Raw genomic sequence first — 12,413 nt, forward strand, 5'->3', positions numbered from 1 at the left:
CGCGCCGATGCGATCATTGCCGGTTGCGCATCCAGTCGGCGAGGCCCGATATCGCGCGGTCGAGATCGGCGCGCGCGGCAGCGTCGGTGATTGTCTCTTCCATCGCACCGCGCATGCAGAGCATCCACGCGTCGCGCTCGGCGTCCCCAATGGCAAAGCCGATATGCCGCTGGCGCAGCCGCGGATGGCCCATCTCGGGCGAATAGAGTTTCGGCCCGCCGGTCCATTCGGTGAGATAGCGCTTCAGCACGTCCCTGATCAGGTCGAGGTCGTCCGCGTGCATCGCGCGGACGACTTTTGCCTCCGGCAGCGTGTCCATGCGGTCGTAGAAGCGGTCGACGAGGGCGTCGATCGTGGCCCTGCCGCCAATTCGTTCGAACATGGAGATGGCGACGTCGCTGGAGGTCATCGTGAGTCCCAAGGCTACTGTTCGGCTCCGATATAGTGATCTTGTGGCGCGCCCACAAACTCCGCTGTCGTCCCTGCGAACGCAGGGACCCATAACCCCAGGGAGGAGTTTGGCGAAGATTGGTCGTTCGGGATTAGCAGCGCGAACAATCGAGGGATCACGCGGTATGGGTCCCTGCGTTCGCAGGGACGACAGCGAGGCCTACAGCGCCACGCTCCGCAGCCCAAAGCTGCGGGCCTCGTTCTGCAGCACCGGGCGCACCGCATCGATCAGCCTTGCAGCCGCGGCGTCGACCGACAGCCCCGCCGTATCCACCACCGCCGTCGCGCGCGAGTACAACGGTTCGCGGCTCAGCAAAATGTTGCGCAGCTCGGCCATGGCCGAACGATCATCCGCCATCGGGCGCAGATCGCCCTGGCGGCGGACGCGGGCCATGTGCTCTTCGGGCTCGGCCTTCAGCCAGATCGTGTAGAACGAGGTCAGGATCTGGTCGAAGGTCAGCGGCTCAGAGACGATGCCGCCGCCGGTCGCCAGCACCATCAGCTCGTTGCGCGCGAGCAGCTGTTGCAGCGCCGCCTGCTCCATGCGGCGAAAGCCTTCCTGGCCGTAAAGCGCGATGATCTCGGCGACCGAAAGGCCGTTCTGCTGCTCGACCTCCTTGTTGAGCTCGACGAAGCTCCAGCCGATCTTCTTCGCCAGCATTCGCCCAAGCGTCGATTTGCCGGCGCCGCGCAGGCCGATTAGCGCGATGCCGCAGAACGGCGCGCGCCGTGGCGCGGACGCACTGCCCCCAGTGAGCAGATCTTTTGCCTGCGCGATCTGCGCCGGCGTCGCCTTGCGCAGGAGATCGCGAAACATCTGCCAGTCCGGCGTCGGATCGGCTGAGGGGAGCAGATCTTCGAGATGCGCACCCATCGCGTCGGAGACGCGGCGCAGGAGCACGATGGAAACATTGCCCTTGCCGCTCTCGAGCTGCGCGATGTAGCGCTCCGAAATTCCTGATACCTTGGCGAGCACTTTTCGCGACATGCCGCGCAGCGCGCGCATGGTGCGCACGCGCTGGCCGAGCTGTTCGAGAAAGCGGGATTCGGCGTCGGGACTGTCGGTCATGGATTACAGATCATGGACCTTCTTTAGCGGATGCCTTCTTCAAGAGGTCTTGCGGCGCGTTTTAATGAAACATAGTGCCTGCTGGCATTGACAGCAAGCTGTCACAGTGTCTTTCTATGAATTATAATTCTAAATTCGGGGGAGATGTCCGTGAGCGAGGGATCCTATAACGCGGTGACCTGGCTGCTCGACCGCAACGTCGAGGAGGGCCGAGCCAACAAGCTCGTCTTCGACGACACCGTCTCGCGGCTCACCTATGGCGAGCTCCAGCGCGACACCCGCCGCGCCGCCAACATGCTGCGCCGCCTCGGCGTCCGCCGCGAGGAGCGCGTGGCGATGATCATGCTGGACACGGTCAATTTCCCGATCGTGTTCCTGGGCGCGATCCGCGCCGGCATCGTGCCGGTGCCGCTCAACACGCTGCTGACCGCGGACCAGTACGCCTACATCCTCGCCGACTGCCGCGCCCGCGTGCTGTTCGTGTCCGAGGCGCTCTACCCTGTCATCAAGGACGTCGTCGGCCGCATGCCGGATCTCGAGCATGTCGTGGTGTCCGGCGCCAAGCAGAACGGCCACAAGCAGCTCGCCGAGGAGATCTCGGGCGAGAGCGATCAGTTCACGACCGCCGCGACGCATCCGGACGAGCCGGCGTTCTGGCTCTATTCGTCGGGCTCGACCGGCATGCCCAAGGGCGTGCGCCATCTGCATTCGAACTTGCAGGCGACCGCGGATACCTATGCCAGGCAAGTGCTCGGCATCCGCGAGAGCGACGTGTGTCTGTCCGCGGCAAAGCTGTTCTTTGCCTATGGCCTCGGCAATGCGTTGACCTTCCCGATGTCGGTCGGCGCCACCGTGGTGCTCAACAGCGAGCGCCCGACGCCGGCGCGCATGTTCGACCTGATGAACAGATACAATCCGTCGATCTTCTACGGCGTGCCGACATTGTTTGCCGCGATGCTCAACGACGAGACGATGAAGGCCGAGCGCGGCGGCAAGGCCTTGCGCATCTGCACCTCGGCCGGCGAGGCGCTCCCCGAGTCTGTCGGCAACAGCTGGAAATCGCGCTTCGGCGTCGACATCCTCGATGGCGTCGGCTCGACCGAGCTGTTGCACATCTTCCTGTCGAATGCGCCGGGCGACATCAAATACGGCTCATCCGGCAAGCCGGTGCCCGGCTATGCGGTGCGGCTCGTCAACGAAGCCGGCCGGGACGTCGCCGATGGCGAGGTCGGTGAACTCCTGGTCGATGCGCCCTCCGCCGGCGAGGGCTACTGGAACCAGCGCCACAAGAGCCGCCGCACGTTTGAAGGACCGTGGACCCGCACCGGTGACAAATACATCCGCGACGCCGATGGCCGCTACACCTTCTGCGGCCGCGCCGACGACATGTTCAAGGTCTCCGGCATCTGGGTCTCGCCGTTCGAGGTCGAGAGTGCGCTGATCACGCATCCCGCCGTGCTGGAGGCCGCCGTCGTGCCCGAGGCCGATGCGGAAGGGCTGCTGAAGCCGAAGGCCTTCGTCGTGCTGCGTCCCGGCGCCAAGACGACGGACTTGCAGGAGATGCTGAAGGAGCACGTCAAGCAGAAGATCGGCCCGTGGAAATATCCGCGCTGGATCGATGTGGTGGAGTCCCTGCCGAAGACGGCGACAGGTAAGATCCAGCGCTTCAAGCTGCGGGAAGGGGCGGGTTGAGCGTGACCGTGCGGCGTGTGACTCGCGCTATCGCCGCGAACTCCGCTGCGCTCCCTCCCCCCTTGCGGGGGAGGGCGGGGGAGAGGGGTAGCCCAGCAACCGGTCTTCATGTCGCGCGCCAGATGTTCTTCGTCACAGCGGGAGTCCCCGTGTGGCACCCCTCTCCCTAGCCCTCCCCCGCAAGGGGGGAGGGAACGACTGAGCAAGCGGACACAGCTCGTTCTTACTGCGCGATCGAAGAAGAGTGACAGCATGACCAACCTCACCCCCACCGGCCACCTCACCATCGGCAACGCCAGCCTCGAATACAAATGGCTCGCGCCGCAGGCCGCCGACGCGCCGACCATCGTGATGCTGCACGAAGGCCTCGGCTCGGTGGGCCTCTGGGGTGACTTCCCCGAAAAGCTTCGAGAGGCCACCGGCGCCGGCATCTTCGTCTATTCGCGCGCGGGCTACGGCCAGTCGAGCCCGGTGACCTTGCCGCGGCCGCTAGATTACATGCAGCGCGAGGCGCTCGACGTGCTGCCGAAGCTGCTCGATGCGATCGGCTTCAAGCGCGGCCTCCTGCTCGGCCATTCCGACGGCGCCTCGATCGCGACGATCTATGCCGGTGCGCATCAGGATCATCGCCTGAGCGGCCTCGTGCTGATCGCGCCGCATTTCATCGTCGAGGACGTCTCGGTGCAGTCGATCGCCGCGATCAAGACCACCTTTGAGACCACAGACCTCAAGGCAAAGCTCGCGCGCTGGCACAAGGACGTCGACAACGCCTTCTATGGCTGGAACGGCGCCTGGCTCGACCCCAAGTTCCGCGATTGGGACATCTCGGAATACCTCGCCTATATCCGCGTTCCCGTCTTGGTCCTGCAAGGTGTCGATGACCAATATGGGACACTGCGCCAGGTCGAAATTGCGCAGGAAGAATGTTACTGTCCGGTAGATTTGAAAATTATTTCAGACGCGGGGCATTCCCCGCATCGTGAAGCGCCAGGGGTGACGCTTGACGCGATCGAGCAATTTGCAAAGGCGGCCCTGCGCCACGATCAGGGACTTCACGCCGCATGACATTGCGGAGACACATCGATGAATGTGCCTTCACATGCAGGCGGCCAGTTGTCATGGCCGCGATGGGCCTATGTGCCCGGCGAGGCGGGCGGGGCCGAGGCCGACTACGAAACGCTGGACATGGCCAAGGCGCTGGTGCCTGCGGCCTTCCGCGGCTTCGTGCCGGCGCGGCATCCGGCGCTGCGCTACGGCCTCGCGCTCAACGACCGCGGCTATTTCTGGGAAGCGCAGGAGGTGCTGGAGGCGGTGTGGGCGGCCGCTCCCCAAGGCGGCCGCGAGCGCATTCTGCTGCGGGCCTGCGTCCACATCGCCAACGCCAATCTGCGACTGCGCATGCAGCGGTCGCGCTCGGCCGCGCGCCTGTTCGGAGATGCGCTCGGCGAGTTGCAGGCGCTGAACTCGCGCAAGGTGGCCGCGGGCGGCGACGGCTTCGTCGAGAGCTTTCCGGTCGCGGCCCTGGCGGCGCAGCTCCAGGCCAAGCTCGATGGTCCCGAGCTCTCCAAGGCGGACTGGATCGCCCTCGGCGCCATCGGACGGTCTTGAGCGACGCATGAAACAAAGTGCATGCACCGGTCGTTAAGGGCTAGACGCCTTCCAAAAGATGCACTATTGTGCATCTAACGCTACGGCGAAAATGCATAATCAAGCTTAGGGGTGACCCATGGCCGGGGAAGATCGGCGCCTCGCAGGCGGCGCGACATTCATCGATTTCCAGACCGATCCGTCCCGCTACAAGCACTGGAAGCTCGCGGTCGATGGCGACGTCGCGACGCTGACCATGGATGTCGACGAGAACGGCGGCCTGTTCGAGGGCTACCAGCTCAAGCTCAATTCCTATGATCTCGGCGTCGACATCGAGCTGGCCGACGCGATCCAGCGCCTGCGCTTCGAGCATCCCGAGGTGAAGGTGGTGGTGATGCGCTCGGCCAAGAACCGCGTGTTCTGCGCCGGCGCCAACATCCGCATGCTCGCGGGCTCGACCCATGCCCACAAGGTGAACTTCTGCAAGTTCACCAACGAGACCCGCAACGGTATGGAAGACTCTTCGGAGAATTCCGGCCAGCGCTTCATCACCGTGGTGAACGGCTCGGCCGCCGGCGGCGGCTATGAGCTCGCGCTTGCGACCGACCACATCATCCTCGCCGACGACGGCGCCTCTGCCGTGGCGCTGCCGGAAGTGCCGCTGCTCGCGGTGCTGCCGGGTACCGGCGGCCTCACCCGCGTCGTCGACAAGCGCAAGGTGCGCCGCGACCACGCCGATTTCTTCTGCACCATCGAGGAAGGCGTGAAGGGCAAGCGCGCGGTGCAGTGGCGCCTGGTCGACGAGATCGCGCCGAATTCGAAGTTGGAGGCCAAGATCACCGAGCGCGCCAAGGAGTTCGCCGGCAAATCGAAGCGCGCCGGCAGCGGCAAGGGCATCGCGCTCTCTCCGCTGAAACGGAACATCGACGAGACCAGCATCCGCTACGGCTTCGTCAGCGTGGACATCGACCGCGCCGCCCGCATCGCCACCATCTCGATCAAGGCGCCGGAAGCCGCGCCGCCCGCCGACATCGACGGCATGATGGCGCAGGGCACGTCGTTCTGGCCGCTGCAGGTGGCGCGCGAGCTCGACGATGCCATCCTGCATTTGCGCATCAACGAGCTCGAGATCGCGATGCTCGTGTTCAAGAGCCATGGCGATCGCGCCCATGTGCTCGCCAACGACGCTTTCCTCGAAGCCAACAAGGCGCATTGGCTGGTCAACGAGATCAGGCATTACTGGAAGCGTGTGCTGAAGCGCATCGACGTCACCTCGCGCACGCTGGTGACGCTGATCGAGCCCGGCTCCTGCTTTGCTGGCACGCTCGCCGAACTCGTGTTCGCTGCCGACCGCTCCTACATGCTGATCGGCACGCGCCAGGGCGATAACCGCCCGCCGCCGTCGATCGAACTCTCCGCGATGAACTTCGGCCCGTATCCGATGAGCCATGGTTTGACGCGGCTGGAGTCGCGCTTCCAGGCTGATCCTGCGGACGTCGAGCGCGCGGAAGCAACGCTCGGCACCGCGCTCGACGCCGAGCAGGCGGAAGAGCTCGGGCTCGTCACCTTCGCGCTCGACGACATCGACTGGGACGACGAGGTCCGCGTGTTCCTGGAGGAGCGCGCCAGCTTCTCGCCCGACAGCCTCACCGGCATGGAAGCGAGCCTTCGCTTCGTTGGCCCCGAGACGATGGAATCAAAGATCTTCGCGCGCCTCACCGCCTGGCAGAACTGGATCTTCCAGCGTCCGAACGCGGTCGGCGAGGAAGGCGCACTACGCCGCTATGGCAGCGGGCAGAAGCCGAAATTCGATATGACGAGAGTCTAGCGAATAGGGAGTAGCGAATGGCGAATGGGGATTCCATTCGCTACTCGCCATTCGCCATTCGCGTCCTGCAAACGAGCTAGTCCCCCACGGGAGGTCCCCCATGAACATGAACATCATGAACGTCGACTACTCGACCAAGATTCCCAACAACGTGAATCTCGCTGAAGACCGCCAAGTGCTCAAAGCGCTGGAAGGCTGGCATCCCGGTTACATGGACTGGTGGAGCGACATGGGGCCGGAGGGTTTCCAGGAATCGCTGGTTTACCTGCGCACCGCTTACTCCGTCGATCCCCGCGGCTGGGCCAAGTTCGACTATGTTCGCATGCCCGAATATCGCTGGGGCATCCTGCTTGCGCCGCAGGAAGAGAATCGCGTCGTTCCGTTCGGCGAGCACTACGGCGAGCCGGCCTGGCAGGAAGTCCCAGGCGAGCACCGCGCCATGCTGCGTCGCCTGATCGTGATCCAGGGCGACACCGAGCCGGCCTCGGTCGAGCAGCAGCGCCATCTCGGCAAGACCGCGCCCTCGCTCTACGACATGCGCAACTTGTTCCAGGTCAATGTCGAGGAAGGCCGCCATCTCTGGGCCATGGTCTATCTGCTCCAGAAGTACTTTGGCCGCGATGGCCGTGAGGAAGCGGATGATTTGCTGCGCCGCCGTTCAGGCGACGCCGACGCGCCGCGCATGCTGGGTGCGTTCAACGAGGCTACGCCGGACTGGCTGTCCTTCTTCATGTTCACTTACTTCACCGACCGCGACGGCAAGATGCAGCTGCACAGCCTCGCGCAGTCCGGCTTCGATCCGCTGTCGCGCACCTGCCGCTTCATGCTGACCGAGGAAGCGCACCACATGTTCGTCGGCGAGACCGGCATCACCCGCGTCGTGCAGCGCACCTGCGATGCCATGCGCGAAGCCGGCATCACCGATCCCACCGACATCGCAAAAGTCCGCGCACTCGGCGTGATCGATCTGCCGACCATCCAGAAGAAGCTGAACCTGCACTACACCCTGTCGCTCGATCTGTTCGGCTCGGAAGTCTCGACCAACGCGGCGAACGCCTTCAACGCCGGCATCAAGGGCCGTTATCACGAGACCCAGATCGAGGACGATCACCAGCTCAAGAACGCCACCTATCCGGTGCTCAAGTTCATCAACGGCGAGATCAAGCTGGTCGACGAGCCGGCGCTGACCGCGCTCAACATGCGCCTGCGCGACGACTACAGCCAGGATTGCGTCAAGGGCATGCTGCGCTGGAACAAGGTGATCTCGACCGCCGGCTACGATTACAAGCTGACGCTGCCCAACGTCGCCTTCCACCGCCACATCGGCGAGTTCAAGGACATCCACGCCACGCCGGACGGCATTTTGATCGACGAGGCCACCTGGTCCAAGCGCAAGGACGAGTGGCTGCCGTCGACGGCCGATGGCGACTTCATCACCTCGCTGATGCAGCCCGTCACCGAGACCGGCAAGTTCGCCTCCTGGATCTCGCCGCCGAAGGTCGGCATCGATAACAAGCCGGGCGATTTCGAATACGTGAAGATCGAGTCGTAAGGCGAGGGCGCGGCCGCACTCGACGGTCGTCCCGGACAACAAAAACGCCTGGTAACCTCGTTGCCAGGCGTTTTGCAGTTCGGTGGCCGAAGTGGCGGGATGAGGCGAGCTACCGCCCCTTAAAATTCGCCGCGCGCCGCTCTTCCGTGGCCTTCACGCCTTCCTTGAAGTCCTCCGTCGCGCGCAGGCGGGTCTGCTCGGCGAGCTCGTGATTGGTCGCGGCCATCACGCGGTCGGCAAGTCCATTGCGCATCGTGGCGCGGGTGGAGAGCAGGCCGAGCGGCGAGCATTCAGCGATCTCGCCGGCGAGCTTCATCGCGGCCGCCTTGACCTGGTCCTGCGGGACGAGCTCGTTGGCGAGACCCCATTTCACCGCCTCTTCGCCGGTGACGCGGCGGCTGGTGTAGAACATCAACTCGGCGTTGTTCTTGCCGATCAGCTCGGGCAGCGTCACGGTCAGGCCGAAGCCGGGATGAAAGCCCAGCTTGGTGAAGTTCGCAGAGAAGCGCGCTTCGGGACAGGTGACGCGGAAGTCCGCCGATACCGCAAGGCCCAGGCCGCCGCCGATGGCCGCGCCCTGCACGGCGGCAACGATCGGCTTCTTGGCGCGGAAGATGCGCACGGCCTGGATGTAGAGATGGCTGATCGGCCCAAGATTGTCAGCCGGATCGCCCTTTGCCTTCTTCTCGGCCTCGCGCGCTTCCTGCGCCTGTCGCGCCGGATCGCCGAAATTAGCGCCGGCGCAGAATGCCTTGCCCTGTGCCGAGAGAACCGAGGCGCGGATCTCGATGTCGCGGTCGAACTCGTCGAGCGCGTCCGCGATCTGGTTGATCAGCGAGATGTCGAAGAAATTGAGCGGCGGACGGCGGATTTCGATGGTGCCGACGTGTCCGACCTTCTCGACGCCGATATCTGTATACGTGCTCATGGTGTCCTCGATTGAATTAGCGCAGGCCCAATCCGCGGGCGATGATGCCGCGCAGCACCTCGGTGGTGCCGCCCTGGATGGTGAGTTTCGGCGCGGTCTTGATGGCGAAGTCGAGCTGCCGCTCCAGCGTCTCGCGGTTGGTCGCGGTCTCCTCGACGAAGGCGGCGAGATCGCGCACACGGTGCGGAAGCTGTTGCTCCCAGACCGTGCCGATGTCCTTGACGATGGAGGCCTCGACCACCGGCTCCTTGCCGGCCGCCAGCATGCCGGCCACCGAGACCGACATGCGCCGCATGGTGTGGAGCTGGGCGACGAGACGGCCGATGCCTTCGGCGCTGCGCGTGTCCGGGTTGGGGCCGACCGCGCGAACCAACTCGGTCAGCACATAGTAGGTCTCGAGGAAGCGCTCGGGACCGCTGCGTTCATACGCGAGCTCGCTCGTCGCTTGCTTCCAGGCGCCGTCGACTTCACCGAGCACGTGATCTTCTGGCACGAAGAAGTCCGTAAAGACGACTTCGTTGAACTCGTACTGGCCGGTGATCTGGCCGATCGGATTCACCTTGATGCCCGGCTGCTTCATCTTGACCAGAAATTGTGTCAGGCCGTGACGGCGGTTTTCCTTGGTCGGCTGTGAGGTCCGGAAGATCGCGATCATGTAATCGGCGATATGCGCCGACGAGGTCCAGATTTTTGTGCCGTTGATGAGATAGCCGCCGTCGGTCTTGGTCGCGCGCGTCTTCGCCGCGAACAGGTCCGAGCCGGAGTTCGGCTCGCTCATGCCGATCGCGAAGCAGATCTCGCCGCGGCAGATGCGCGGCAAGATCTCCATCTTGATGTGCTCGGGCGCGTATTTCAGCAGCACCGGCCCGCTCTGGCGGTCGGCGACGAAGAAGCGCCGCGTCGGCGCGTTGGCGACGCGCATCTCCTCGGTGACGACGTAGCGCTCGAGGAAGGAGCGCTCCTGGCCGCCATATTTCTTCGGCCAGGTCATCCCCAGCCAGCCCTTGGCGCCGACCCGGCGAGAGAATTCCGGCGCGTCGGTGTCCTCGCGGTTGGGCTTGTGCGGATCGAAGGTACCGGCGGCGATCTCTTCGGCGAGGAACGCGCGCACTTCCTTGCGCAGTTGCTCGCACTTCTCGGGCAGGCGGATCGGATCGAAACGGAGGGCAGCGGTCATGTGTTTCGTCTCCCGATCAACGCGAAGCCACGAGCGGCCACAATTCGTCGGCGCCGCGGTTTGCCACCAGCTTGCCGAGCTCGACCGCCCAGTGGCTCTCCGAACCAAAGTCGTCGCGCCAGGCCAGCGCGCGCAGCGAATAGCGGTGCAGGATGTGCTCCATGGTGAAGCCGATCGCGCCGTGAACCTGATGGGCGATGCCGCCGCCTTTCTCTGCAGCTTCCGCGCAGCGGATCTTTGCCGAGGCGGCTTCGAGGTAGACCTCGTCGTTGAACGATTTTGCATTCGCGATGGCGTCGGCTGCGGACGTTGCTGCCGCGAGCGCTGCGGCAGATTCGCCGGCGAGGCGTGCGAGATTGTGCTGCACCGCCTGGAATTTCGAAATCTTCTTCTCGAAGGCGACGCGCTCGTTGGAATAGCGCACGGAGATGTCGAGCATCGATTCCAGTGCGCCCGCAATCTGGAGGCTGCGCGCGACGCCGCCCATCAGCATCAGATTGGTCTGGTCAACGCCATCAGGCGCGGCCTTGATGGTGACCGGCTGGACCTTGTCGAGCGTCACGGTATCGCTGTGGTCGTAGCCGACATTGAGCCCGGACTCGATCCGCGCCTTGCTCGCATCGACCAGCGCGATGGAAACACCGTCCTTGCCGTGCGCCAGCACCGCGAAATGTTTCGCCGCCTTGGCGAAGGGCACGCCGCGGCTGCGGCCGGAGAGCGCGCCGTCGGCATCGATCGTGATGCGATCCTTCGGGCTTGCCGGCAGCACGGTCATCTCGCGCTCGGGCGAGGCGATCTTCGCCTGCGCCAGCAGCCAGCCGGCGAGCATGGTTTCGGCCAGGGGAACCGCGACCGCGAAACGGCCGGCGGCGTTCAGCAAGGCAAAACCGTCGGCAAGGCTCGCGCCGGAGCCGCCGAGATCGTCGGGCACCCAGGACAGCGGCAGGCCGGCTTCGCTCAGCGCCTGCCACAGCGGCGCCTGCCAGGATTTCGTCTTGTCGTTGTTGATGGTTTGCGGATCGGCGAGATCGGCGAAGATTTTCTCCGCGGTATCGACGACGATATTGTCACTCTCCGCCACAGCGTTCCCCGTGTTTTGCCATTGGCGCGTCCGGCCTGACGGGGCGGCGCGCAGTGTCTTCTTGCGCCCGATGATCGGAAAAAGCCATGGCCCTGACAAGCGTTGATCGCAGGTCAACCTGCGGCGCGGGCATGGGCGATAAGCTAATTCCGCTTAGCGGAGTTTGCTCGATTTGCAGGGCGCGGCAAACTCGCTAAAGAGGGCCAACGAAGGCTTGCATCAGATACAGGGGAAGGACATCCGGATGGCTCAAGACAGTCTGTACGCGATCGTGACGGGATCGGCCTCCGGCCTTGGCGCCGCAACCGCGGAAATTCTCGCGCGGAGCGGGGCGCGGCTCGTCATCAATTATTCGTCGAGCCAGAAGGAAGCCGAGGCAACGGCGGAAGTGTGCCGCAAGGCGGGCGCGGCTGAGGTGCTGGTCGTGCAGGGCGACGTCTCGAAGGACGAGGATTGCCGCAAGATCGTTGCGGCAGCCGGCGGCTGGGGCAAGCTCGATATCCTCGTCAACAATGCCGGCATCACCAAGCATGTCGCCCATGGCAATCTCGACGGGCTCTCGGCGGAAGATTTCCAACGACTCTACGGCGTCAACACCATCGGCCCGTTCCAGATGGTGCGCGCGGCGCGCAGCCTGCTTGAGGCCGGTGCGAACGCGTCGGGGCGCCCATCCGCCGTGGTCAACATTTCCTCCGTCGCCGGGATCAGCGGCGTCGGCTCGTCGATCGCCTATGCTGCGAGCAAGGGCGCGCTCAACACGATGACGCTGTCGCTGTCGCGTGCGCTGGCGCCCTTGATCCGCGTCAACACGGTTTGCCCCGGCTATATCGACACCCCCTGGTTCACCAAGGGCCGTGGCGAGGAACAGGCAAAACAGGTGCGCGACAGCGTGATCGCGAAGGTGCCGCTGAAGGTCGCATCAAGCGCCGAGGACATCGCGCAGCTCGTCTGCTTCCTGGCGATGCCGGCCTCCAGCAACATGACCGGCGAGGTCGTGCGCATGGATGCGGGGATGCATTTGATTACGTGATGGCTATCGCACTCTCTCC

The 12,413-nt window shown here is 64.5% G+C and carries 11 protein-coding genes; 6 read left to right on the top strand and 5 right to left on the bottom strand.

Features of this window, described 5'->3' with window-relative positions; genetic code table 11:
- Positions 1–13: 13 nt before the first annotated feature.
- On the bottom strand, positions 14–409 hold the full coding sequence (locus BRAGE_RS0141095) for a group II truncated hemoglobin (protein ID WP_027564155.1): 396 nt from the start codon (positions 407–409) through the stop codon (positions 14–16).
- Positions 410–610: 201 nt separating this feature from the next.
- Positions 611–1,519: a helix-turn-helix transcriptional regulator gene (locus BRAGE_RS0141100; RefSeq protein ID WP_027564156.1), complete on the bottom strand. Its 909-nt coding sequence runs from the start codon at positions 1,517–1,519 to the stop codon at positions 611–613.
- Positions 1,520–1,669: 150 nt separating this feature from the next.
- Here BRAGE_RS0141100 and BRAGE_RS0141105 point away from each other — a divergent pair, with 150 nt between their 5' ends.
- The 5 genes from BRAGE_RS0141105 (at position 1,670) to boxB (ending at position 8,178) form a co-directional block, all read left to right on the top strand.
- A complete protein-coding gene (locus BRAGE_RS0141105) occupies positions 1,670–3,211 on the top strand; it encodes a benzoate-CoA ligase family protein (RefSeq protein WP_027564157.1) in 1,542 nt (513 codons plus the stop codon).
- A 252-nt stretch (positions 3,212–3,463) separates the two neighbouring features.
- Positions 3,464–4,276 carry an alpha/beta fold hydrolase gene (locus BRAGE_RS0141110; RefSeq protein WP_027564158.1) on the top strand — a complete coding sequence of 271 codons (813 nt, stop codon included), beginning with the start codon at positions 3,464–3,466 and terminating at the stop codon, positions 4,274–4,276.
- An 18-nt stretch (positions 4,277–4,294) separates the two neighbouring features.
- Positions 4,295–4,819, top strand: a complete 525-nt coding sequence (locus tag BRAGE_RS0141115) for a DUF309 domain-containing protein (protein ID WP_027564159.1) — start codon at positions 4,295–4,297, stop codon at positions 4,817–4,819.
- Positions 4,820–4,937: 118 nt separating this feature from the next.
- Entirely contained in the window at positions 4,938–6,626 is a 1,689-nt protein-coding gene (gene boxC / locus BRAGE_RS0141120; protein ID WP_027564160.1) for a 2,3-epoxybenzoyl-CoA dihydrolase, read from the top strand.
- A 100-nt stretch (positions 6,627–6,726) separates the two neighbouring features.
- Entirely contained in the window at positions 6,727–8,178 is a 1,452-nt protein-coding gene (boxB, locus tag BRAGE_RS0141125) for a benzoyl-CoA 2,3-epoxidase subunit BoxB (protein WP_027564161.1), read from the top strand.
- A 109-nt stretch (positions 8,179–8,287) separates the two neighbouring features.
- Here the strand turns inward: boxB and BRAGE_RS0141130 are convergent, their stop codons facing one another.
- Genes BRAGE_RS0141130 through BRAGE_RS0141140 form a run of 3 tightly spaced genes read right to left on the bottom strand, consistent with a single transcriptional unit; the run spans position 8,288 to position 11,364 of the window.
- Positions 8,288–9,106: an enoyl-CoA hydratase/isomerase family protein gene (locus BRAGE_RS0141130; RefSeq protein WP_027564162.1), complete on the bottom strand. Its 819-nt coding sequence runs from the start codon at positions 9,104–9,106 to the stop codon at positions 8,288–8,290.
- A 16-nt stretch (positions 9,107–9,122) separates the two neighbouring features.
- Complete coding sequence (locus tag BRAGE_RS0141135) at positions 9,123–10,283, bottom strand: acyl-CoA dehydrogenase family protein (RefSeq protein WP_027564163.1); 1,161 nt, start codon at positions 10,281–10,283, stop codon at positions 9,123–9,125.
- A gap of 16 nt (positions 10,284–10,299) precedes the next feature.
- The gene (locus BRAGE_RS0141140; RefSeq protein ID WP_027564164.1) at positions 10,300–11,364 is read right to left on the bottom strand and encodes an acyl-CoA dehydrogenase family protein; all 1,065 of its coding nucleotides are present in this window, start codon (positions 11,362–11,364) and stop codon (positions 10,300–10,302) included.
- 244 nt (positions 11,365–11,608) lie between these two features.
- Here BRAGE_RS0141140 and BRAGE_RS0141145 point away from each other — a divergent pair, with 244 nt between their 5' ends.
- Positions 11,609–12,394, top strand: coding sequence for an SDR family NAD(P)-dependent oxidoreductase (locus BRAGE_RS0141145; protein ID WP_027564165.1), 786 nt, complete (start codon positions 11,609–11,611; stop codon positions 12,392–12,394).
- The last annotated feature ends 19 nt before the right edge of the window (positions 12,395–12,413 follow it).

The sequence above is a fragment of the Bradyrhizobium genosp. SA-4 str. CB756 genome, from assembly GCF_000473125.1.
In the GTDB taxonomy this organism is placed as follows: Bacteria; Pseudomonadota; Alphaproteobacteria; order Rhizobiales; family Xanthobacteraceae; genus Bradyrhizobium; species Bradyrhizobium arachidis.